The following is a 20,473-nucleotide window of genomic DNA, read 5'->3' as shown; positions in this document are numbered from 1 at the left end:
CCACCGCGGGTCGTGGCATCCCGGAAAGCCCGTACGGGTTTCGCGTGAAGCACTTCATTTCCCGCTCGCCTTCCGCGAAGAATGCCCACTGGGCCGGCATTCACCGTGGAACTTTCGTCATGACGATGGACTCTTCTTCCTTGAGACGACGACACCCTTCCCTTCTCTCCTCCGGCATCGCCCTGGGGTGCCTGGCGGTGTTGGGCACCGCCACCCCGGCGCTCGCCCAGGACGACGCGCCCCACAAGGTGGGCCTGCTGCTGGACGCGGGCGCTCCGCACGGCATCGGTCTGTCCGCGGTGGTGCGCCCCACGAACTGGCTGCGGCTGCAAGCGGGCCCCACCACGAACACGCTCAGCATCGGCGTGCGCGGCGGTGTGACCCTCCTGCCGATTGACACCTTCATCGCGCCGACCCTCAACGTGGAGGCCGGGCACTACTTCGGTTCGGAGTACAGCGAGGTGCTGGACTGGCTGGGCCGTGAGCCGAGCGCCGCGTCGGAGGCCATCCGCGACGTCACCTACAACTACGTGACGGGCAGCGTGGGCCTGGAGGTGGGCACCAAGAGCCGCTTCAACTTCTTCCTGAACGTGGGCCTGAGCTACGTGGCGCTCACCGTGCCGGAGCCCACGCCGCTCATCCAGGACGCCTCCGGCGACGACAGCGTCACGTCCGGACCGCTGCACCTGCGCGCCACCATCCCGTCGGTGAAGCTGGGCTTCATCGTCTACTTCTTCTGAGCCAGGAGACCTTCCACCATGCGAACGAAATCCTTCCGCACCCTCCTGCTCGCTGGCGCCGTGACCCTGTTGGGCACGGGCTGTGATTCGCTCTTCACCATCGAGGTGGAGGCCGAGCGCATCTGCAAGACCGAGAACGACCTGTCCTTCCCCGCCTCCCCGCCCATCGCCGGCTCCGTGGAGCAGTCCTTCACGATTCCGCTGGGTGACTTCGCCAGCGCGCTGCCCGAGGACGCCGACGTGGAGACGGAGCTGCGGCTGAAGCTCTTCGACGCCACCGCCAGCACGGACATCAGCGGCATCGAGCGCGCCAGCCTCGCCGTGCGCAAGCCGGGCTCCGCGGAGTACGTGGTGCTGGGCGAGTTCCGGCGCACCGGCAGCGGAGGCTCCACGAACAAGCTGGAGCTCACCAGCAGCGGCGCGGTGGACGTGCTGGACCTGGCCAAGCAGGAGGAGCTGGAGTTCCGCTTCCAGGCCACGGGGTCGCCCCCCACGCAGTCGTGGACCGCGGACGTCGAGGTCTGCGTGGGCGCCAAGGCGAGCGCCAACTACTTCGGCCTGCTGTTCTGATTCCTCCACTCCCGCCCCGGCGCAGGACGCCGCCGGGGCGGCGAGCCGGCCGGAAGCTGGACGGGAACACCTGGCGCCCTTAAGTGGGGAGGGTGGGACGCAAGCGGGCCGTGGGCGGCATCGAGATTCCGGGATGGGCGTGGCTGGTGCCGTGCGCGCTGGTGCCCGTGGTGCTGCTCAACCTGGGCGTGGCGTGGCTGGGCGGGACGCACGTGTCGCCCCTGTCCTTCTCCTTCCTCCAGACGAAGGCGCGCGCGCTGGGGGCCTACGTGGCGCACCGGCCCGAGTGCGTGCTGGATGGACATCCCCCGCTGGAGCCGCTCATCGAGGACACGGAGCGCCGCCACGGGATTCCGCCAGGGCTCTTGAAGGCGCTCATCCAGGTGGAGTCGGAGACGCGGGTGCACCGCATCTCGCCCGCGGGGGCCATGGGGCCCGGGCAGCTCATGCCGGACACGGCGGCGCTGATGCGGGTCGAGGACCCCTTCGACCCGGCGCCGTCCGTCGACGCGAGCGGGCGCTACCTGGCCGAACAGCTGCGCAGGTTCCGCGACGTGCGCCTGGCGGTGGCCGCGTACAACGCGGGCCCGGGGTCGGTGAACGGGCGCGTGCCGCGCAACGGAGAGACGGAGTTCTACGTGGCCAAGGTGCTCGCGGCCTATGAGCACACGCGGCCGAAGGCGCCGGTCGTGGCGAAGCGCCCGGCCGTCTCCGCGACTCCGGTCAAGGCGGCCGCCGTGAAGGCCCCCGTCGCGCGGAAGGCCCGTCCGCCGGATGCGACCGCGAAGCCGGCCGCCGCACCGAAGCGGACGGCCCCCGTGAAGCCCGCGTCCCGTCCGGCGGCGGGCAGCAAGCCTCCCGCGAAGCTCGCCTCCGCGACGCGTTAGGGTCGAAGCCCGGGTGGGCCTTCTGCCTCACGGCGCAGCACGAAGAAGTAGGGCGCCATGTCCCGTGCATCCATCAGCCCCAGCAGCGTGTCCCGGTCCACCTTCCGGAACACGTCGAGGATGGGCCGGTCGTCGTAGACCATCGTCGCGCTGAGCCGCCCCCGGAACTCCAGCATGCGCAGCCGCGCCTTGAACTGCCCGGTCGCCACCGCGGCCCGGTGCGGCGCCACGGGCCCCGGGAGCTCCGGGGATGGCCACTTCCGCGGATCCACCGGGAACACCTCCTTGCGGTCCTCCGTGTAGAAGAGCAACGGGTGCACGCTCTCCGCGTCGATGAACTGCTTGCCGTACCAGCCGGTCGAAGCGAGCAGTCCGTCCAGCGGGTGTCCCGTCTGGAACTCGCGCCCCTGCCACGTGCCGCGCATGAACCCGACGTCCACCGCGGGCAGGCTGTCAAACAACGCGAGCGCATCCTCCACATGGATACGCCCGGCCTTCACTGCTTCGTCGAACATCATGTCGTTCCGCCTCCTGGCATCCGCAGCACCGGTTTGACCGCCACGCGCGCCTCCATGTCGTGAACCGCGTCGTTGATGGCTTCGAAGGGATAGGCGCGGCTCAGCTTCTCCAGCGGGAAGCGCCCCTCCGCGTTCAGCGCGACCAGCCTGGGGATGAAGGCCTTGGGGTCCACGTTGCCTTCCAGGATGCCCACCAGCCTCCGGCCCATGAGCAGCGCCGTCATGGAGAGCGAGACCTCCGCGTCCCGGCCAGGAAGCCCGAGCAACCCGCACGTGCCCAGGGGCCGTGTCACGTCGAACGCCTGCCGCAACACCTGGGGCGACCCGACGCACTCCAGCGCGAAGTCCACGCCTCCCCGGGTGAGCGTCACCATCGTCTTCGTGAGCCCGGGCTCATCCGCCAGGAACGTGTCCGTGGCCCCCAACTCACGTGCGAGCTCCAGCCGCTCCGCGCTGAGGTCCACCGCGAGGATGCGCGCCGCGCCCGCGACCCGGGCCGCCATGATGGCCGCGAGGCCGACGGAGCCCGCCCCGAAGACAGCGAGCTGCTGCCCCCGCTGGAGCCGGAACGCCTCCAGCACCGCGCCCGCTCCCGTCTGGAACCCACAGCCCAGCGGAGCAATCCGCTCGAGCGGCACCGAGCCGTCTACCTTCACCGCGTTGTGCTGATGCGCCAGCACGTGCGTGGCGAACGACGACTGATGGAAGAAGCTCGAACGGACGGGCTCGCCGCGCCAGCGCATGGGGAACGAGCCGTCCGGCCGCGAGCCGGAGAAGTTCCCCGCGTAGCCCCGCTCGCAGTACGGAAAGTGTCCGCCCGCGCACGTGCGGCAGCCACGGCACGAGAAGTAGCTGAGCACCACCGCGTCGCCGGGCTGGAAGCCCGTCACGCCCTCCCCCACCGCCTCCACCACGCCCGCGCCTTCGTGGCCCAACACCACAGGCAGTGGGAAGCGGCCCGCTCCCGCCCGGTACGTGAGGTCGGTGTGGCAGATGCCACTCGCCGCCACCCGCACGCGCAGCTCTCCCTCCCGCGGCGCATCGAGCTCGACCTCGTCGATGACGAAGGGACCACCCACTTCCCGCAACAGCGCGGCTCGCACTGGAAGACCCATGGCCACATACTATTGGCAGTCCGCCAATAAAGTCACATGCCCCGGGCCTTTTGGGGTCGCACATGCCTTTCCGGGTCAGGTCCGGGCTGCTTCCAGCTTGCGCCCGAGCAGGCCGCTGGCCGCGCCCGTGTCCAGCCACAGCTCCACGTCGCGGTGGAGCTGGAGGAACGACGCGGGCCACCGGGGTGTGAGCGGTCCATGCACCATCGCCGTCACCGCCGCGGCCTTGTTCACGCCAAACGCCAGCACCACCACCTTGCGCGCCTGGAGCACCGCCGCCATGCCCATCGTCAGCGCCGCCATGGGCACCTTCGACGGATCATCGCCAAATGCCATCACGTGAGACAGCCGCGTCTCCCGCGACAGGCGCGCGCGGTGGCTCGTGGCCGTCAGCACCTCGCCGGGTTCGTTGAACGCGATGTGCCCGTTGGGCCCCACGCCCAACAGCAGCAGGTCCAGCCCCCCGGCCGCCGCGAGCGCCGCGTCATAGCGCGCGCATTCCGCCTCCGCGTCCGGCGCGCACCCGTCGAAGAAGTGGATCCGTTCCGTTGACAGATTCACATGCCGGAACAGGTGCCGGTCCATGTACGCGCGGAAGCTGCCAGCGTCCTCGGGCGGCAGTCCCAGGAACTCGTCCACGTTGAACGTCGTCGCTCGCGACAGGTCCAGCGCCCCCCGGGCCGCCAGCTCCACGAGGTTCCGGTACACGTTGAGCGGCGAGCGCCCCGTGACGAGCCCCAGCACCAGCTCCGGCGTGTGACGCACCGCCTCGGCGATGCGCGCCGCGCAGGTGGCGGCCGCCTCCTGCTCCGTCTGGAACACCCGTAGGTTCATGTGTTGGCCAGCATATGCCGGCCTCCCCGCCCCGGTCGCCGGTCCCCCAGCCGCCCGGTGCGTGGCGCCGCGCGGCAAGGCCCCACGCTTCCGGGAATGACACGTGAGCGCCGCGGACGATTGACAAGCCCGGTCCCCCGCACGCCCGGGGACCGGGGAAGGTTTCCCACGGGCGTTCCGTGCAATCCGTCCTCACGCGCGGAGGCCGGGTCGCGCTAGAACCGGACTCATGAAAGTCGCCGTGCTCACCGGCGGGGGTGATTGCCCCGGCCTCAATGCGGTCATCCGCGCCATTGTCCGCCGTGCCAGCGAGCACGGCTTCGAGATGATGGGCCTGCGTGATGGATGGAAGGGCCTGCTGGATGACAGCCACTTCCGCCTCACGCGGGAGACCACCTCCGGCATCCTCCACCGGGGTGGCACCATCCTGGGCACCTCGCGCGTCAACCCGTTCAAGGTGGAGAACGGCCTGGAGCGCGTGAAGCGCTCCATGGAGCGCAATGGCATCCACGCCGTCATCGCCATTGGCGGCGAGGGCACCCTGTCCGCCGCCACGCGCATGTCCCAGGAGGGCCTGCGCATCGTCGGTGTGCCGAAGACCATCGACAACGACCTCAACGGCACGGACTTCACCTTCGGCTTCGACACCGCGGTCGCCATCGCGACGGAGGCCGTGGACCGGCTGCACTCCACCGCGGAGTCCCACAAGCGCGTCATCGTCTGCGAGGTAATGGGCCGTCACGTCGGGTGGATCGCCACCTACGCGGGCATCGCCGGCGGCGCGGACGTCATCCTCGTCCCGGAGATTCCCGCGGACCTGGAGGCCGTCGCGCAGCACCTCCAGCGCCGGCACGCGGGCGGGCGCACCTTCTCCATCGTGGTGGTGGCGGAGGGCACGCGCATCAAGATGTCCGCGGAGCAGAACGAGCAGCTCGTCACGACGGGAGCCCTGGACGAAGCGGGCCGTCCGCGCCTGGGCGGCGTGGGCAACATCGTCGCGTCGGAGATTGAGCGGCGCACCGGCTTCGAGACGCGTGTCTCCGTGCTGGGCCACATCCAGCGCGGCGGCGCCCCCACGGCGCACGACCGCGTGCTCGCCACCCGGTTCGGCGTGCATGCGTGCGACATGGTGGCCCGCGGCGAGTTCGGCAAGATGGCCGCCCTGCGCGGCAACGAAATCGTCAGCGAGCACCTGGCGGAGGCCACCCGCGAGCTCAAGCGCGTGCCCAAGGAGTTCTTCGAGGTCGCGCAGGTTTTCTTCGGCTGACATTGACGTAATGCGCCATGCCTGCCCCCACCGGGAGTGGCAGGCATGACGCCGCGCATCCGGTAGCATCCGGCCCTTCCCCCTCTCCCGAAGGGATGGTGCCGATGCTCACCGGTCGCATGATGGACTTCCCGCTCACCCTGACGCACTTCCTGGAGCGGGCGCGCTCCTATTACGGCGCGCAGGAGATCGTCAGCCGCAAGCCGGACAAGTCCCTGCACCGCTACACGTACGCGGACTTCCACAAGCGTGTCTGCCAATTGGCGAACGCGCTCACGCGGCTGGGGGTGAAGCCCGGGGACCGCGTGGCGTCGCTGAGCTGGAACCACCACCAGCACCTGGAGGTGTACTTCGGCGTGCCTGCGATGGGCGCGGTGATGCACACGCTCAACCTGCGGCTGCACCCCAACGACCTGGGCTACATCGCGCGCCACGCCGAGGACACGGTGGTGGTGGTGGACCGCTCGCTGCTGCCTTTGGTGGAGAAGTTCGAGAAGGCCGCCGGCAGCATCAAGCACGTCATCGTCATCCCGGATGACGGGCCGGTGCCGGAGGGGCGGCTGGACTACGAGAAGCTGCTCGCGGCGGAGTCGCCCACGTTCGAGTTCCCGCGCCTGGATGAGAACAGCGCGGCGATGCTCTGCTACACGTCCGGCACGACGGGCAATCCGAAGGGCGTGCTCTTCAGCCACCGCTCCATCGTGTTGCACACGCTGGTGTGCTGCCTGCCAGAGGTGCTGGGGCTGAAGGAGTCCGACACGGTGCTGGCGGTGGTGCCCATGTTCCACGCGGCGGCGTGGGGCCTGCCGTTCGACGCGTTGCTCACGGGCGCGAAGCAGGTGCTGCCGGGGCCACACCTGGATCCGCAGTCACTGCTGGAGCTGATGCAGAACGAGAAGGTCACGGTGGCGGGCGGCGTACCCACCATCTGGCTGGGCATCCTGGCGCAGCTGGACCGCGAGCCGGGCAAGTGGGACCTGAGCCGGATGCGGCACATGGTGATTGGTGGCTCCGCGGCGCCGCCGGCGCTGATTGACGGGTTCCGCAAGCGGCACGGACAGAACGTGCTGCACGCGTGGGGCATGACGGAGATGAACCCGGTGGGCACGCTCGCGCGGCTCAAGGGGGACCTGCACACGGCGTCGTCGGAGACGCAGTTGGATGCGTACGCGTCACAGGGCTACTCCGTGCCGTTCGTGGAGACGCGCCACGTGAGCGACACGGGGGAGATTCTTCCCTGGGACGGCAAGGCCATGGGTGAATTGGAGGTGCGCGGGCCCATGGTGGCGGCGTCGTACTACGGGGACGAGGGCAAGGACCGGTTCACGAAGGACGGGTGGTTCAAGACGGGCGACGTGGTGACCATCGACCCGGCGGGCTACCTGCACATCACCGACCGCAGCAAGGACGTCATCAAGTCCGGCGGCGAGTGGATCAGCTCCGTGGCGCTGGAGAACGCGCTGATGGCGCATCCGTCCGTGCTGGAGGCGGCGGTGTTCGCGGGGCGGCACCCGAAGTGGGACGAGCGACCGCTGGCGGCGGTGGTGTTCAAGCCGGGGCAGGAGGCGACAAAGGCGGAGCTGACGGCGCACCTGGAGAAGCAGTTCGCGAAGTGGTGGCTGCCGGATGACATCCTCTTCGTGACCCAGATTCCGCGCACGTCGACGGGGAAGTTCCTGAAGATGAAGCTGCGAGAGGATTACGGCGACCACCTGATGAAGGCGGCTGTCGCGTCCTGAAGTGGTTGGAGGGACCGCCGGGCAGCTGACACTGGGAGTCCGTGGCTCGCACCGGGGCGGGGCTGGGGGTAACGTGGGGGCGTGATGCCCTCCGTCCAACAGCTCCGCCCGTTCGCCTACGCGCCCGTCCAGGCGTTCCTGCAAGCCTCCGGACCGGTGGTGCTGATCCAACAGCCGCCAGAGCCGGTGTTCCAGCAGGTGGCGCTGCGGTTGGCGGAGGCGCGCACGGTGGGCATGGCGCACCGCTCACGGCTGGTGGACCGGCTGCTGGTGATGCTCCAGGCGTTCGACTCGCTGGAGGTCCACTTCCTGGGGCCGGAGCAGGACGGGCAGGAGCTGCGGGTGGGGCGGATGGAGGGGTGCACGCTGATGGTGCACGACCCGTCCGTGTCGAAGCATCACGCGGTGCTGCGCTGGCACGCGACGCAGGGGACGTGCTCGGTGAAGGACCTGGCGTCCATGAACGGCACCTGGCTGAACGCCGCGGAGCTGGGCGAGGGCGAGGAGCGGATGCTCACGGACGGGGACGCGCTGGCCTTCGGGGATGCGCAGTTCCTGTACCTGCGCGCGGAGACGCTGCACTCGCACCTGCGGCTCGCGAGCCCGGGTGGAGGGATGTGATTACTCCGCGGGGAGTTCGCGGTAGTGCACGTCGCTGGGGCCGAGGCGCTGCACGGTTTCGACGAAGCGCTCGCTGACAACGTGCAGGCATGCGCCTTCGACACCGAAGACGTCGAGCCCTTCGGGCACGGTGGAGCGTAAGAGCCAGCGCTTTGGTGGCAGAGAGAAGGACTCCGGGCGGCCGCAGATGTCGCACGCTGGCGTCTTCCATTCACCGATGCAGTCGGGGTGCAGCTTCGCCAGGGGCCGGTCTTCCAGTTCGTAGAGCGCAGGCATGTTGCTCCGGCGGGACTTGAGCTCCATCCGGACAGCGATGACGCCTTTCAGGCCTTCAGCCTTGAGCAATTCGACCGCGTCCTCGCGGAGGAGCACCACCCAAGAAGGCCAGCAGGTCACAGGGCCGAACTTGCCTTGGGCGGTTCCGACCATGGGACCGAACGAGCCACCTGCATGAACGGGCAGTTCAGGAGGCACAAAGGGACGTACCAGTGCCACCAGCCGCTTGTACTCCTCAAGGGATGTAGGGCCCTTTGGATTCGCGAGCACCGGTTCATCCACGGCTGAGAGGTCCACTGAAGGAAATGCACCTATCCGTGACCAGATGCCGTAACGAGGACAGTCGACGCCAGACAGGTGCCAACGGTGGCGTGCCCGGTATTTCCCGCTCCATTGTCCCGGCTCGTCGAAGTTCGGTTTCTCGATAGAGAAGTAGCGCATGGCTCATTCCTCGACGGATACGGGCGCGAGTTCTACCTGCTGCCAGTACGTCATCGTCAGCCCAAAGAGTCCGTACTTCTGAATCATCCAGGAGGCATGCTCAAAGTACGTCGGTATCGGTACGTCACCTTGGTCCCGCTGGATGAACGCATCCCAATCCTGGTTCCAAGGCCCACCGTCCTTGCCCCGATGGATGCGCGCATGAACTTCCGCATCAATCGCGATGACGTACTTGTGGATGTCGATGCGCTTGTCATCGAAGTGCTCCTTGAACGCCTGCGGGAAGATGTGGTGCCGCTCCTTCGGCCGCCTCGCCCACTCCTGTTGCGCCTTCTCGCGACGAAGCTCGCTGGGCAGCTTTTCCCGTGGATGCCAGCGGAAGACCATGACGGGCACCGCGTCTCGCGGCAGGCCCTGCGCGCTTCCCCACGTCCGCTGCGGCCCACTGCCGGGCGCAACGAAGATGGGTGCCACCGGCAGGGCCCCACGCGTCCGCACGATGCGCTTCGGTGCCAGGTCCTCGCACCGGAACAGCGCGCAGACGTCGTCCTCGCAGACTTGCGTGAGTCACTGGTCCTCGTCGCTGGCCTCGCATTCCCGTGATGACTCCGTCTCTGCCCATGCCTCTTGGGGCGAAGACACTGGCGCTGATGCACACCCTGCCAGCAAGACAACCCAAAGCCACCACCACGCGCGCATTACGCCTCCGGTTTCGCTCCTCTACTTCCTGCCCGCTGACTCCACGTTCTTCAACTGGAAGCCCAGCGGGCCGAGACACGGCACTCGCACCTGCGGCTCGCGAGCCCGGGTGGAGGGATGTGACGCGGTTCAGCCGACGGGTAGCTCCTGGTAGTGCACGTCGCTGGGGCCGAGGCGCTGCACGGTTTCGATGAAGCGCTCGCTGACGACGTGCAGGTTCGCGCCTTCGACCCCGAAGACGTCGAGCCCTTCGGGCACGGTGGAGCGCAAGAGCCAACGCTTCGGCGGTAGGTCGAATGACTCAGGCCGCCCGCAGATGTCGCAGGCGGGTGTCTTGAACTCGCCGATGCAGTCCGGGTGCAGCTTCGCCAGTGGCCGGGCTTCCAACTCGTACAGCGCGGGCATCGTGCTCCGACGAGACTTGAGCTCCATTCGGACCGCGATGACGCCTTTCAGTCCTTCGACCTTGAGCAGTTCGACCGCGTCCTCGCGGAGGACCACTTCCCACGAAGGCCAGCAAGTCACCGGACCGAACTTGCCTTGCGCGGTTCCAACCATGGGGCCGAACGTACAACCCGCGTAGAGGGGAAGTTCAGGGGGAACGAAGGGGCGCACAAGCGCAGTCAATCGTTTGTATTCAGGGAGGGACATGGGTCCCTTCCACTCAGAGAGCGCGGGCTCCGCGACCTCGGCCAAATCCACCGAGGGGAAGGCATCCATCCCCGCCCAGACGCCGAACCTGGGACACTCGACCCCGGAGATGTGCCATCGGTGGCGAGCACGGTACGAACCCGTCCAGTGCCCTGCTTCATCGCCCTTCAGGCTCTCGACAGAAAAGTAGCGCATGGTTCAGTCCTCGGCTGGAAGGGGCAGAAGCTCCACCTGCTGCCAGTACGTCATCGTCATCCCAAAGAGCCCGTACTTCTGAATCATCAGGGAGGCATGCTCAAAGTATTCGGGCATCAGGGCTCGTCCTCGCCGCCGCTGGATGAACGCATCCCAATCCCGGTTCCATGGCCCACCTCGCTCGCCCCGGTGGATGCGCGCATGCACTTCCGCATCAATGGCGATGACGTATTGGTGGATGTTGATCCCTTTTTCCTCGAAATGCGCCTTGAACGCCTGCGGGAAGATGTGGTGCCGCTCCTTCGGCCGCCTCGCCCACTCCTGTTGCGCCTTCTCGCGGCGAAGCTCGCTGGGGAGCTTCTCTCGGGGATGCCAGCGGAACACCATGACGGGCACCGCGTCTCGCGGCAGGCCCTGCGCGCTTCCCCACGTCCGCTGCGGCCCACTGCCGGGCGCGACGAAGATGGGTGCCACCGGCAGGGCCCCACGCGTCCGCACGATGCGCTTCGGTGCCACGTCCTCGCACCGGAACAGCGCGCAGACGTCGTCCTCGCAGACGTGCGTGAGGCACTGGTCCTCGTCGCTGGCCTCGCACTCCCGTGATGATTCCCCCGGTGAGGGCCCGGGTGCGGATGCACACCCCAGCAGCAGCACCAGCCACAGCCACACGACGCGGAGAGCGGATCCGGAGTCTCTTCTAATTTTCCCGTTATTCCACGTTAAGTTCCGTGAAGCCCAGGAGGCGAGCAACCCGGTGACGGGACACGGCGCGCGGTCAGGGGGTCCGTTATCCTGGGGGCTCCTCACGACACCGAGAGCGCGCACACCATGGGAAGGCTGTTGGTCCTGCTGTTCGTCTACCTGGGCGCGTACCTCGTGCTGCGCAGGCTGTTGCCCGCCGTCACCCGGGGCTGGCGCCATGGCGTGCTGGTGGGCCTCTCTGTCTTCGCCTTCGCGGCGTGGACCGTGCCCGCGGTCACCGGCTACGGCCTGCACCACACGCCTCCGGCGCTCGTGCCGGTGAAGCTGTTCGCCGTGGTGTGGAGCATCGCCGCGCTGATGGTGATGCTGATGGGCCCGCCGTTCCTCATCCTCAAGCTGCGCGCGGAACGCCGAAAGCAGGCCGCGCCTCCCGGCGTGGACCTGGGGCGCCGGGACCTCCTGGTGAAGGCCGGTCAGGCCATGCCCGTCCTCGCCATCAGCGCCAGCGGCGTGGGCGTCGTGGGCGGCAGCCTGGGCTTCACCGTTCGCGAGGTGGAGGTGAAGCTGCGCGGCCTCCCCGCGGCGCTCGACGGCTTCCGCATCGGGCAGATCACCGACGTGCACGTGGGCCCCTTCATCTCCCCTGAGTACCTGCGCGGCGCCGTGGAGGTGATGAACACCGCGGGCGTGGATCTCCAGGTGATGACCGGTGACCTCATCGACGACGTGAACCAGGTCGACGAGACGATGGCCGCCCTCGCCTCCACGACGGCCCGCCACGGCATGCTCGCGGTGCTTGGCAACCATGAGCACTGGCGCGGGCTCGAGGAAGTCCTGGGCGGCTACGAGCAACTGTCACAGCGTGGCGCGCCGGTCCGGCTGCTCGTGGATGAAGCCCATGTGTTGGAGCACGGTGGTCAGCGCGTGCGCGTGGTGGGCGTGGACTACCCCATGTCCGGCCCCAGCCGCACCGGGCGCGACCGCCGCTGGCAGCGCTCCGCGGAGACGGCCTTCAAGGACGGGAATCCGGACGACGTGGTGCTCTGCCTATCCCACCACCCGGACTTCTTCCCCTACGCCGCCGAGCGCGGCGCGCGCCTCACGCTCGCGGGCCACACCCACGGCGGACAGGTGGCCTTCCTGGGGATTCCCCTGTTCGGCTTCGCCTTCAAACACATGCTGGGCCGCTACCGCTTCAAAGACAGCCACCTCTACGTCTCCGGCGGCACGGGGCACTGGCTCCCCTTCCGCATCGGCGTCCCGCCCGAGGTGACGCTGCTCACGCTGCGCAGCGCCTGAAGCGCGGGCTACTGCCGCGAGCCCCCTTCGAGCAGCCGCAGCGGCGTATCCCGCCCCATGGCGATGAAGGGCGCCCAGTAGTGCGGATGGGGCTGCGCCCTTCGCAGCTCCCGCATCGCTTCACGCAGCGCCGTGGCCAGACCTTCACCACCGAGCAGGTGGCGATAGTAGGTCTCCATCAACGTGCGCGTGGTCGCGTCGTCCACCTTCCAGAGGCTCATCACCACCGTCTCCGCGCCCGCCACCAGGAAGGCCCGGCGCAGACCGTAGACGCCCTGGCCTCGCCGGACCGCGCCCCGCCCGGTGTCACAGGCCGACAGGACCACCAGCTGCGTGCCCCACAGGTCCAGCCCCGCCAGCTCCAGCGCCGTCACCAGCGCACTGTCGGACGTGCTCTTCTTCTCCGTCTCTCCCGCGAGCAACAGGCCGGAGCGCAGCAGTGGATCCGGCGGGCGCGCGGCCTGCGGATCCTCGCCCAACGCTCCGAAGGTCGCGACGGCTCGCGCGTTCTCCGGCGCGGCGGCGTCCTCCAGGAAGAAGCCGTGGGTCGCCAGATGGAGGATGCCCGGCGTGCGCAGGTGCAGCAGCCGCTCCTTGGTCGCCTTCGGTCCCAGGAACAGCTGCGCCTGCGGGAACAGGCGCTGGATGGCCTCCGCCTCCTCGCGCGAGCCCGGCAGCGGCACCGGCGCCCAGTCGCGCGCCACCAGGTCCTCGCGCCGCAGCGAAGGCGAACGCTCCGCCACCACGGACGCGCCTCCCACAGAGGCTTGCAGCGTCGTGTTGAACGCGGGATCCGCCAGCACCACCACCGAGGATGCCGGCCGCGGCTGCTGGGGCCGGGGCAGCAGGTCCTTCCCGGAGGTGACGTAGGTGAAGTCGTAGCTGTCCACCAGGTACTGACGCCCGTCGTGCAGCGCCGCGAAGGGCACCAGCGCCAGCTGACCATCCGGTGAGAGGAAGAGGCGGCGGGCCTTCCCCAAGAGCGGGAGCAGCGGCTGGAACGCGAGCTGGTAGAGCGCGTGCGCGGAGCCCTCGAAGGCGGCGTCCCGGCGGGCCAGCGCGTCCCGCAGGCTGGAGGCCGCGGCTTCGATGGGCGCCGCGGGCCCCAGGTCCAACGCGCGGATGTCCCCGTCGGGCAGGAGCACCAACGCCAGACAGCGGAGCTGGGCCGTGCCCGTTCCCAGCACGAGGGGACGGTCCTCGTAGGTGATGAACTCCACGAGGGCACTATCGTCCGGCAGGGAGCCAGCGACACGGTCGACGATGTCACCCGGCGCGGGCAGCGCGGCCAACGCGCGCAGCGGCGCGGAACGGCTGGCGAGCGTCGCCTCCAATGCATCGCCCTGCTCGGTCAGCGCCGTGAGCTGCCGCTGATAGGCGGACGGCGTGAGCGCGCCGGGCCCGTGCAGCGAGAGACTGGCCAGCTGGGTGCGCAGCTTGCGCAGCCGCTCGAAGGTGCCGCGCTCCTCCGCGCCCAGGCTCCGGTAGACCGCTCGGGAGATGTCAGCCGTCTCCTCCACGGAGCGGCCCTTGAGCAGCAACGCGGCGCTCAATGCCAGACGCCGGACGTTGACGGAGTCCGGGTGCGTGCGCACGAGCGCGTAGAGCTGCTCCTCGTCCGCGCGCAGGTGCTGGAGGAAGCTGGCCAGCCGCGCTTCGGAGAACTCGAGCGCCTCGCGGCGCAGGCGCTGCTCGGAGACTCCGAAGGCGCGCGTGAACAAGGGCACCGCGTCGTCCAGCCGGTGCTGCGCCAGCCGCAGGAGCGCCAGGTTGTTGAGCGACGCCGCGAGGTCCGGATGGTTCCGGCCCAGCACCGCTTCACGAATCGCCAGCGCGCGCTCATAGAGCGGCTCCGCCTGGCTGTACTTCCCCTGGTCCCGGTAGAGCGTGGCCAGGTTGTTGAGCGAGCCGGCGACGTCCGGATGCCTCTTGCCGAGCACCTCCTCCCAGATGGCCAGCGACCGCGCGTAGAGCGGCTCCGCCTGGCTGTACCTCCCCTGCTTCCGGTACAGGGTGGCCAGGTTGTTGAGCGAAGCCGCCACGTGCGGATGGTGCTTGCCGAACGCCTTCTCCCAGAGCCGGAACGCCCGCGCGTAGAGCGGCTCCGCCCGGTCGTACTTCCCCTGCGCATGATAGAGCGTGGCCAGGTTGTTGAGCGCGGCCGCCAGGTCCGAAGGGCTGCCGTCCGTCGCCGCCTCACGGATGCCCAGCGCCCGCGCGTAGAGCGGCTCCGCCCGGTCGTACAGCCCCTGGTCCTGATAGAGATTGGCCAGGTTGTTGAGCGAGTCCGCGACCAGCGGATGCTCCTTGCCCAGCGCCTCCTCCCGGATGGAGAGCGCGCGCAGCCCCAGCGGCTCCGCCCGGCCGTACTGCCCCTGGTCCTGGTAGAGCGTGGCCAGCGTGTCGAGCGAGTCCGCGACCAGCGGATCCTCCTTGCCCAGCGCCGACTCGCGCAGGGCGAGCGCCCGCACGTAGAGCGGCTCCGCCCGGCCATACAGCCCCTGCTCCCGGTAGAGCAGCGCAAGGTTGTTGAGCGAGTCCGCGACGGTGAGGTGGTGCTTGCCAAGCACCGTCTCCCGCAAATCCAACGCGCGCGAGTAGAGCGGCTCCGCCCGGCTGTAGAGCCCCTGCTGCTGGTAGAGGTTGGCCAGGTTGTTGAGGGACTCGGCGTAGGCGGACTGGTTCTCGCTGAGGGTCACCTCCTGGCTGGCGAACGCGCCCATGCGGCGGCGCTTGTCCAGGCTGAACAGGTTGTTCGTCCGCCGGGACAACGCGTGCCCATGGTCGTAGAAGCCCCCGGCCTGCCGGTCCGTCTCCATGGTGGGGGAGGCGGCGAAGCCGAGCAGCGTGGCCACCGTGACGGCCTTCACCGCGTCGTCGTTCACCACCGCTTCCCGGATGGCCAGCGCGCGCTCGTGGACGACGCCCGCCCGGGCGAAGCTCCCCTGGAGGCGGTACACCTCTCCCAGCAGGTTCAGGCAGTAGGCGACGTCCGGATGCGAGCCCCCGAGCACGGCCTCCCGCAGCGCCAGGGCATGCTCACCGGGCGCCACGGCCTCCGCGTACCGGCCCGCCTCGTAGAGCGTCGCGGACTGCTCATAGGCCTGGAGTGCGTCCGCCAGCCGCGGGTCCGAGGGCTCCCGCCCCACCGGCATGAGCGAGGCACACCCCAGTGCCATCATCACCATGCACCCGAGAACCCACCGCATGCCAACTCCTCCTGGAGACCGAGGCTGACCCAGCCGCCTCCCCCCTGTCCGACTTAGAGGCAGGGACCCCAGGAATCATGCAGGAACGTGTGCGAGGAGCACTTCCTACTGGCCATACCCCCGGAATTGCTGGAACACGTGCTCCATTTCCGCGTCATCCAGCAGCACGGGCTCGCCCAGTTGGAGCGCGCGCCAATACATGGCCGCCAGCGTCTCCACCTCCACCCCCAGCTTCCAGGCCGCTGCCAGGTCCCCGCCCATGGCGACCATGCCGTGGTTGGCCAGCAGGCACGCCTTGCGGCCCTCCAGGGCCACCATCATGTGCCTCGCCAGCTCCGGCGTGCCGAAGGTGGCGTACTCCGCGCACCGGATGTCCGTGCCGCCCGCCGCGGACACCATGTAGTGGAAGGCGGGGATGCCCCGGCGCAGACAGGCCAGCGTGGTGCTGAACATGCTGTGCGCGTGCAGCACCGCGCCCACCTCCGGCCGCGCCTGGAGGATGTCCCGGTGCAGCTGCCACTCGGTGGAGGGCTTGCGGTGGCCCTCGTGCGAGCCGTCGAAGCGCATGAGGACCAGGTCCTCCGGCGTCATCGTCTCGTAGTTCATCCCGGACGGCGTGAGGAGGAAACCGCCCTCCACCCGCTGGCTCAGGTTGCCGGACGTGCCCTGGTTCAGCCCGGACGTGTTCATCCGCCGCGAGGTGGCCACCATCGCCTCGCGCAGTGCCTGGTGGCTCCCCACCCCGCTCACTTCGCCGGACTCCGCGGGGCGCGCCGCTCCGGGAAGAGGGACAGCATCCCCTCCTCCGTCGCCGGACACACGCCGCGCTCCGTGACGAGCGCCGTCACCAGCCGCGCGGGCGTCACGTCGAACGCGTAGTTGGCGGCGGGGCTCCCCGGAGGGGTAATCCGCACCGTGGCGATGTCCCCTGACGGCAGCCGGCCCGTCACGTCGCTGAGCTCCGCGCCGTCGCGCTGCTCGATGGGGATCTCCTTCACGCCGTCCTGGATGGTCCAGTCGATGGTGGGCGACGGCAGCGCCACGTAGAACGGCACGCCGTTGTCCTTCGCGGCCAGCGCCTTCAGGTACGTGCCAATCTTGTTCGCCACGTCCCCGTGCGCCGTCGTGCGGTCCGTGCCGACGATGCACAGGTCCACCTCCCCGTGCTGCATCAGGTGGCCGCCCACGTTGTCCGCGATGACCGTGTGCGGAACGCCGTGCTGCCCCAGCTCCCACGCCGTCAGCACCGCGCCCTGGTTGCGCGGGCGGGTTTCATCCACCCAGACGTGCAGGGGGATCCCCGCGTCGTGCGCCAGGTACATGGGCGCCAGCGCCGTGCCCCAGTCCACCGTGGCCAGCCAGCCGGCGTTGCAGTGCGTGAGCACGTTGAGCCGCCCCTTGCGGCCCTTCTTGTCCCACGCCTCCTGGAACAGCTTCAGCGCGTGCTCGCCGATGGCGCGGTTGATGGCCACGTCCTCGTCGCACAGCGCCGCCGCGTGCCGGTACGCCGCCGCCACGCGCTCCGACGGCTTCAGCGGCGCGAGCACCTGGCGCATCCCATCCAGCGCCCAGTGCAGGTTCACCGCCGTGGGCCTCGTGGCCCGGAGCATGGTCAGCGCCTTCTCCAGCGCTCCATCGGACGCGTCCTGACGCATGGCCAGACACACGCCGTACGCCGCCGTGGCGCCGATGAGCGGCGCGCCGCGCACCAGCATGCTGCGGATGGCATGGCCCGCTTCGTCCGCCGTGGACAGCGTCACCTTCACGAACGCGTGCGGCAGGCGCGTCTGGTCAATGACGCCGACGCTCCAGCCGTCGGACTCGACCCAGATGGAGCGCATCGGAACGCCTTGGACTTTCATCGCCGTGTCTTCCTTGTTCGGCCGTTCAGCGCTTGAGGACGCGGCCCGCCACCGCGGAGAGCTTCTCCACCATGGCCGGGTCGCGAGCGTCGGGCGACGTCATGATGGCGTGCTCCAGCGCCGTCTGGCAGCCGGCGTGGCACGGGGTGGAGTGCTGGCCCACGAGCGGCGCGATGTTCTTCACCAGCCCGCGCGCCTTGCCCGCGTTGCCCAGCAGCACCGCGATCACCTGATCCACCGTCACCGCGTCGTGGTCCGGATGCCAGCAGTCGTAATCCGTGACCATCGACACGCTCGCGTAGCAGATCTCCGCCTCACGGGCGAGCTTGGCCTCCGGCATGTTGGTCATGCCAATCACATCGCAGCCCCACTGCCGGTACATCTTGCTCTCCGCCAGCGTGGAGAACTGCGGGCCCTCCATCACCAGGTACGTGCCGCCGCGCACGATCTTGATGTCCAGGCCCTCGCACGCGGCCATCACCGCGTCGCCCAGGCGCGAGCACGTGGGCTTCGCCATGGACACGTGCGCCACCAGCCCCTGCGAGAAGAAGCTCTTCACGCGCGCGAAGGTGCGGTCCACGAACTGGTCCACCACCACGAAGGTGCCCGGCGGCAAATCCTCCCGCAGGCTGCCCACCGCGGAGACAGAGAGGATGTCCGTCACGCCGCTGCGCTTGAGCGCGTCGATGTTCGCGCGGAAGTTCAGCTCGGACGGCGGGATCTTGTGCCCACGCCCGTGGCGCGGCAGGAACACCACCGGCTGGTCGCCGATGCGCCCGAAGCAGAACTCGTCCGACGTCTCACCGAACGGCGACGACACCCGGCGCCACGAGACATCCGTCAGGCCGTCAATCTGATACAGGCCGCTGCCGCCGATGATGCCCAGCACGGGCGTGTTGGAACTCGACATGGGGGAGGCTCCGCTCCGGGAAAGCTCGGGATGAAGAATCAATTCAGGGCACGTGCGCGAACGGGTCGAGCGACGTGAAGTCGTGGAACACCGGGTGCCCGTGGCCCGGCGGCAGGGCCACCTCGCCCCGGTCCAGGGCCGCGGTGCGCAGGCCCGCCTGCTTCGCCGCGTCCAGCTCCGCCGTGTTGTCGGAGAGGAACAGGATGTCGCCGGGCACAAGCTCCAGCGCCTGGGCAATCTTCGTATACGACAGCGCCTCCACCTTGGGTCCGGTGGTGGTGTCGAAGTAGCCGGAGAACACCGGCGTCAGGTCCCCCTCCATGCTGTAGCCGAAGATGAGCTTCTGCGCGGCGATGCTGCCGGAGGAATAGACATACAGGCGCAGGCCCTTGGCGTGCCATTCGCGCAGGGCCCGGGCCGCGTCCGCGTGGACGTGGCCCTTGATTTCGCCGCGCGCGTAGCCGTCCGCCCAGATGAGCCCCTGGAGCGTCTTGAGCGGCGTGGCCTTGCGGTCCTCGTCCAGCCAGCGCTGGAGCAGGGCGACGGTGCCCACGTCGCCCAATGCCGGCTCACCTGCGAGCGTGCGGGCGTCGGACAGGCACTGGCGCACGGCGGCCTGCTGCCCGTGCGTGGCGACGTACTCCGCCAGGTGCTTCCGGGCGAAGGGGAAGAGCACGTCCTTCACGAAGGCGATGGAGCTGGTGGTGCCTTCGATGTCCGTGACGACAGCCTTGGGGGCACTCACGGCGCGTACTTGGGGAAGCGCTCGGCGATGGTCTCGCCGGTGAAGTGGCCCACCCAACCGTCCGGGCGGATGAAGAAGCGGATGGCGGCGAACCGGGGCGCGGCGCCCATGTCGAACCAGTGCTTCATGCCTTCCGGCACGCTGATGAGGTCACCGCGCGTGCACTCCACCTGGAAGACCTTGTCGCCCGCGTGCAGGTAGAAGCAGCCGCTGCCCTCCACCATGATGCGCGACTCGTCCTCCGTGTGGGCGTGCTCGGAGAGGAACTTCGCGCGGGCGGCCTCCACGTTGGGGACGTCCGGCTTGATGCGCGCCACGTCCACGGTGTTGTAGCCGTGGGCCTTCATCTCCGCGTCCACCACGTGTTTGTAGGCCGCGAGGACCTCGTCCTGGCCCGCGCCATCCGGCAGGTCCACGGACGCGTCCACGCGCTCGAAGCGCACGCCCGCGGGCTTGAGCTCGCGACGGATGTCCTCGGGTTCGGTGAAGACGCCCAGCGGCGCCTCCGGCTGGTGGTCGTTGTAGACAATCAGCTTGCTCATCGCCGCACCTTCATCTTCTCGAGTTCGTACGTCAGCAGGTGTTCCAGCGCCACCACGTGGCGGCGGGCCTCGGCCATGCTCCGGCCCCAGGTGTACAGCCCGTGGCCGGCAATGAGATACGCGACCAGGTCCGTGCGTTTCGCGAGCATCGCGGTCACCTTGTCCGCGAGCCGGGGGATGTCCTGGTCGTTGGGGAAGATGGGGATGGACACCGCCGCCTCGTGCGTGCGCGTGTCGCCCAGGGCCTTGAGCAGCTCGAAGTCCTGGAGCACCAGCTCGCCCTCCGGCAGCCGCAGGTTCGACAGGAGCGCGGCCACCACGGAGTGCGTGTGCAGCACGGCCTGCGCCTCTGGCCGGTCTCTGTACAGCTGCAGGTGAAGGGGCGTCTCCGCGGACGAGCCCTTGGGCGGCGGCGCGTGGATGTCCGCGACCAGGATGTCCGCCTCCACCAGCTCGCCCTTGTCCACGCCGGAGCGGGTGACGGCGGCGGTGCGGGCATCCAGCCTGCGGGAGAAGTTGCCGCTGGTGGCGGGAACGAAGTTGCGCACGCTGAGGAAGCGGCCCACTTCGACGATTTCACGGGCCGCTTCGGACAGGGTCGCGGCGGGGGCCGGGTCGATGCTCATCCATCCCTCGGGGGCGCTTGAGGAC

20 protein-coding genes and 1 pseudogene are annotated in these 20,473 nt (G+C 69.1%); 7 read left to right on the top strand and 14 right to left on the bottom strand.

Annotated features, from left to right (window positions below):
* Positions 1 to 140: 140 nt before the first annotated feature.
* The 3 genes from D7X30_RS03320 to D7X30_RS03310 all read left to right on the top strand — a co-directional run bounded on the left by D7X30_RS03320 (position 141) and on the right by D7X30_RS03310 (position 2,197).
* Entirely contained in the window at positions 141 to 740 is a 600-nt protein-coding gene (locus tag D7X30_RS03320) for a hypothetical protein (RefSeq protein ID WP_233591351.1), read from the top strand.
* Positions 741 to 758: 18 nt separating this feature from the next.
* Positions 759 to 1,310, top strand: coding sequence for a hypothetical protein (locus D7X30_RS03315; RefSeq protein ID WP_120561340.1), 552 nt, complete (start codon positions 759 to 761; stop codon positions 1,308 to 1,310).
* A 92-nt stretch (positions 1,311 to 1,402) separates the two neighbouring features.
* Positions 1,403 to 2,197, top strand: a complete 795-nt coding sequence (locus tag D7X30_RS03310) for a lytic transglycosylase domain-containing protein (RefSeq protein WP_120561339.1) — start codon at positions 1,403 to 1,405, stop codon at positions 2,195 to 2,197.
* Here D7X30_RS03310 and D7X30_RS03305 read toward each other — a convergent pair.
* The 3 genes from D7X30_RS03305 to D7X30_RS03295 all read right to left on the bottom strand — a co-directional run bounded on the left by D7X30_RS03305 (position 2,194) and on the right by D7X30_RS03295 (position 4,664).
* Complete coding sequence (locus D7X30_RS03305; protein WP_120561338.1) at positions 2,194 to 2,715, bottom strand: DUF4334 domain-containing protein; 522 nt, start codon at positions 2,713 to 2,715, stop codon at positions 2,194 to 2,196. The two genes, D7X30_RS03310 and D7X30_RS03305, sit on opposite strands and share 4 nt — an antisense overlap.
* Entirely contained in the window at positions 2,712 to 3,830 is a 1,119-nt protein-coding gene (locus D7X30_RS03300; RefSeq protein WP_120561337.1) for an NAD(P)-dependent alcohol dehydrogenase, read from the bottom strand. The genes D7X30_RS03305 and D7X30_RS03300 overlap by 4 nt, the downstream gene beginning before the upstream one ends.
* A 75-nt stretch (positions 3,831 to 3,905) precedes the next feature.
* Entirely contained in the window at positions 3,906 to 4,664 is a 759-nt protein-coding gene (locus D7X30_RS03295; protein ID WP_120561336.1) for a glucosamine-6-phosphate deaminase, read from the bottom strand.
* A gap of 229 nt (positions 4,665 to 4,893) precedes the next feature.
* On the opposite strand from D7X30_RS03295, the gene D7X30_RS03290 reads away from it, so the two are divergent.
* From D7X30_RS03290 to D7X30_RS03280, 3 genes are all read left to right on the top strand, one after another.
* Positions 4,894 to 5,931: a 6-phosphofructokinase gene (locus D7X30_RS03290; protein WP_120561335.1), complete on the top strand. Its 1,038-nt coding sequence runs from the start codon at positions 4,894 to 4,896 to the stop codon at positions 5,929 to 5,931.
* Positions 5,932 to 6,035: 104 nt separating this feature from the next.
* Positions 6,036 to 7,670 carry a long-chain fatty acid--CoA ligase gene (locus D7X30_RS03285; RefSeq protein WP_120561735.1) on the top strand — a complete coding sequence of 545 codons (1,635 nt, stop codon included), beginning with the start codon at positions 6,036 to 6,038 and terminating at the stop codon, positions 7,668 to 7,670.
* Positions 7,671 to 7,754: 84 nt separating this feature from the next.
* Positions 7,755 to 8,291: an FHA domain-containing protein gene (locus D7X30_RS03280; RefSeq protein WP_120561334.1), complete on the top strand. Its 537-nt coding sequence runs from the start codon at positions 7,755 to 7,757 to the stop codon at positions 8,289 to 8,291.
* Here the strand turns inward: D7X30_RS03280 and D7X30_RS03275 are convergent, their stop codons facing one another.
* The 4 genes and pseudogenes from D7X30_RS03275 to D7X30_RS03260 all read right to left on the bottom strand — a co-directional run bounded on the left by D7X30_RS03275 (position 8,292) and on the right by D7X30_RS03260 (position 11,474).
* Entirely contained in the window at positions 8,292 to 9,008 is a 717-nt protein-coding gene (locus D7X30_RS03275) for a double-CXXCG motif protein (RefSeq protein ID WP_120561333.1), read from the bottom strand.
* Positions 9,009 to 9,011: 3 nt separating this feature from the next.
* Positions 9,012 to 9,560, bottom strand: a pseudogene (locus tag D7X30_RS03270) (TIGR02269 family lipoprotein); the annotation flags it as partial.
* Between the two features lie 276 nt (positions 9,561 to 9,836).
* On the bottom strand, positions 9,837 to 10,553 hold the full coding sequence (locus tag D7X30_RS03265; protein WP_120561331.1) for a double-CXXCG motif protein: 717 nt from the start codon (positions 10,551 to 10,553) through the stop codon (positions 9,837 to 9,839).
* Between the two features lie 3 nt (positions 10,554 to 10,556).
* A complete protein-coding gene (locus tag D7X30_RS03260; RefSeq protein ID WP_120561734.1) occupies positions 10,557 to 11,474 on the bottom strand; it encodes a TIGR02269 family lipoprotein in 918 nt (305 codons plus the stop codon).
* On the opposite strand from D7X30_RS03260, the gene D7X30_RS03255 reads away from it, so the two are divergent.
* On the top strand, positions 11,382 to 12,554 hold the full coding sequence (locus tag D7X30_RS03255) for a metallophosphoesterase (RefSeq protein ID WP_120561330.1): 1,173 nt from the start codon (positions 11,382 to 11,384) through the stop codon (positions 12,552 to 12,554). The two genes, D7X30_RS03260 and D7X30_RS03255, sit on opposite strands and share 93 nt — an antisense overlap.
* An 8-nt stretch (positions 12,555 to 12,562) precedes the next feature.
* Here D7X30_RS03255 and D7X30_RS03250 read toward each other — a convergent pair whose 3' ends face one another.
* From D7X30_RS03250 to D7X30_RS03220, 7 genes are all read right to left on the bottom strand, one after another.
* Positions 12,563 to 15,763, bottom strand: coding sequence for a tetratricopeptide repeat protein (locus tag D7X30_RS03250; RefSeq protein WP_120561329.1), 3,201 nt, complete (start codon positions 15,761 to 15,763; stop codon positions 12,563 to 12,565).
* 105 nt (positions 15,764 to 15,868) lie between these two features.
* Positions 15,869 to 16,513, bottom strand: a complete 645-nt coding sequence (locus tag D7X30_RS03245; RefSeq protein ID WP_120561328.1) for a class II aldolase/adducin family protein — start codon at positions 16,511 to 16,513, stop codon at positions 15,869 to 15,871.
* The gene (gene mtnA, locus D7X30_RS03240) at positions 16,510 to 17,625 is read right to left on the bottom strand and encodes an S-methyl-5-thioribose-1-phosphate isomerase (protein ID WP_120561327.1); all 1,116 of its coding nucleotides are present in this window, start codon (positions 17,623 to 17,625) and stop codon (positions 16,510 to 16,512) included. Before mtnA ends, D7X30_RS03245 begins: the two co-directional genes overlap by 4 nt.
* A gap of 25 nt (positions 17,626 to 17,650) precedes the next feature.
* Positions 17,651 to 18,535: an S-methyl-5'-thioadenosine phosphorylase gene (locus tag D7X30_RS03235; RefSeq protein ID WP_120561326.1), complete on the bottom strand. Its 885-nt coding sequence runs from the start codon at positions 18,533 to 18,535 to the stop codon at positions 17,651 to 17,653.
* A 43-nt stretch (positions 18,536 to 18,578) separates the two neighbouring features.
* Entirely contained in the window at positions 18,579 to 19,280 is a 702-nt protein-coding gene (mtnC, locus tag D7X30_RS03230) for an acireductone synthase (RefSeq protein ID WP_120561325.1), read from the bottom strand.
* Positions 19,277 to 19,822, bottom strand: coding sequence for an acireductone dioxygenase (locus tag D7X30_RS03225; protein ID WP_120561324.1), 546 nt, complete (start codon positions 19,820 to 19,822; stop codon positions 19,277 to 19,279). Before D7X30_RS03225 ends, mtnC begins: the two co-directional genes overlap by 4 nt.
* Positions 19,819 to 20,448, bottom strand: a complete 630-nt coding sequence (locus D7X30_RS03220; RefSeq protein ID WP_120561323.1) for a methylthioribulose 1-phosphate dehydratase — start codon at positions 20,446 to 20,448, stop codon at positions 19,819 to 19,821. The genes D7X30_RS03225 and D7X30_RS03220 overlap by 4 nt, the downstream gene beginning before the upstream one ends.
* Positions 20,449 to 20,473: the final 25 nt, after the last annotated feature.

The sequence above is a fragment of the Corallococcus sp. AB011P genome, from assembly GCF_003611605.1.
Lineage (GTDB): Bacteria > Myxococcota > Myxococcia > Myxococcales > Myxococcaceae > Corallococcus > Corallococcus coralloides.
This window is presented reverse-complemented; position numbering and strand designations above follow the sequence as displayed.

What these genes read in the sequence shown, in the direction of transcription:
- D7X30_RS03225 (WP_120561324.1), bottom strand. Translation starts at nt 19,822, where the DNA reads ATGAGCAAGCTGATTGTCTACAACGACCACCAGCCGGAGGCGCCGCTG.
- D7X30_RS03305 (WP_120561338.1), bottom strand. Translation starts at nt 2,715, where the DNA reads ATGATGTTCGACGAAGCAGTGAAGGCCGGGCGTATCCATGTGGAGGAT.
- D7X30_RS03285 (WP_120561735.1), top strand. Translation starts at nt 6,036, where the DNA reads ATGCTCACCGGTCGCATGATGGACTTCCCGCTCACCCTGACGCACTTC.
- D7X30_RS03250 (WP_120561329.1), bottom strand. Translation starts at nt 15,763, where the DNA reads ATGCGGTGGGTTCTCGGGTGCATGGTGATGATGGCACTGGGGTGTGCC.
- D7X30_RS03280 (WP_120561334.1), top strand. Translation starts at nt 7,755, where the DNA reads ATGCCCTCCGTCCAACAGCTCCGCCCGTTCGCCTACGCGCCCGTCCAG.
- D7X30_RS03295 (WP_120561336.1), bottom strand. Translation starts at nt 4,664, where the DNA reads ATGAACCTACGGGTGTTCCAGACGGAGCAGGAGGCGGCCGCCACCTGC.
- D7X30_RS03275 (WP_120561333.1), bottom strand. Translation starts at nt 9,008, where the DNA reads ATGCGCTACTTCTCTATCGAGAAACCGAACTTCGACGAGCCGGGACAA.
- D7X30_RS03300 (WP_120561337.1), bottom strand. Translation starts at nt 3,830, where the DNA reads ATGGGTCTTCCAGTGCGAGCCGCGCTGTTGCGGGAAGTGGGTGGTCCC.
- D7X30_RS03255 (WP_120561330.1), top strand. Translation starts at nt 11,382, where the DNA reads ATGGGAAGGCTGTTGGTCCTGCTGTTCGTCTACCTGGGCGCGTACCTC.
- D7X30_RS03235 (WP_120561326.1), bottom strand. Translation starts at nt 18,535, where the DNA reads ATGTCGAGTTCCAACACGCCCGTGCTGGGCATCATCGGCGGCAGCGGC.
- D7X30_RS03290 (WP_120561335.1), top strand. Translation starts at nt 4,894, where the DNA reads ATGAAAGTCGCCGTGCTCACCGGCGGGGGTGATTGCCCCGGCCTCAAT.
- D7X30_RS03265 (WP_120561331.1), bottom strand. Translation starts at nt 10,553, where the DNA reads ATGCGCTACTTTTCTGTCGAGAGCCTGAAGGGCGATGAAGCAGGGCAC.
- D7X30_RS03220 (WP_120561323.1), bottom strand. Translation starts at nt 20,448, where the DNA reads ATGAGCATCGACCCGGCCCCCGCCGCGACCCTGTCCGAAGCGGCCCGT.
- D7X30_RS03260 (WP_120561734.1), bottom strand. Translation starts at nt 11,474, where the DNA reads ATGGCGCCAGCCCCGGGTGACGGCGGGCAACAGCCTGCGCAGCACGAG.
- D7X30_RS03315 (WP_120561340.1), top strand. Translation starts at nt 759, where the DNA reads ATGCGAACGAAATCCTTCCGCACCCTCCTGCTCGCTGGCGCCGTGACC.
- mtnA (WP_120561327.1), bottom strand. Translation starts at nt 17,625, where the DNA reads ATGAAAGTCCAAGGCGTTCCGATGCGCTCCATCTGGGTCGAGTCCGAC.